The sequence below is a fragment of the Pseudomonas sp. HY13-MNA-CIBAN-0226 genome, assembly GCF_040310305.1.
Lineage (GTDB): Bacteria > Pseudomonadota > Gammaproteobacteria > Pseudomonadales > Pseudomonadaceae > Aquipseudomonas > Aquipseudomonas gregormendelii.
In genome coordinates, this window is sequence record NZ_JBEOPS010000084.1 from 1 (window position 1) to 399 (window position 399).

General features: G+C 42.6%; 1 protein-coding gene. It reads right to left on the reverse strand.

The window, feature by feature from the left end; genetic code table 11:
• Positions 1 to 399, reverse strand: a 399-nt coding sequence (locus AAEZ05_RS27860; RefSeq protein WP_350649773.1) for a cation:proton antiporter domain-containing protein, incomplete at both ends; no start/stop codon positions are given.

The following is a 399-nucleotide window of genomic DNA, read 5'->3' on the forward strand; positions in this document are numbered from 1 at the left end:
GAGCAATGTCTCCACGATCTCCCAAAAGTTGCATAACAATTGCAGTCGAGGTGAGTACAAAGCCTGCAGCACATACAAAACTCACCTGCCAAGAATAGCCATAGGCCAAGCCTACCGCCATTAACCCCAATGAACAGGCACTAATCTGTAATGTGCCTAATCCAAAAATTTCTTTTCTTAAACTCCATAAATACGATGGACGCATTTCTAGTCCAATCACAAACAGATACATCACAATACCAAGCTCAGCAACATGCAGAATAGACGCAGAATCGTAGAAAAACGCTAGTCCAAATGGACCAATAATTAATCCTGCAATTAAATATCCCAATACCGAGCTTAATCCTAGGCGCTTGATTAAAGGGACTGAGATCACTGCCGCTGTGAGCAGTATGACAG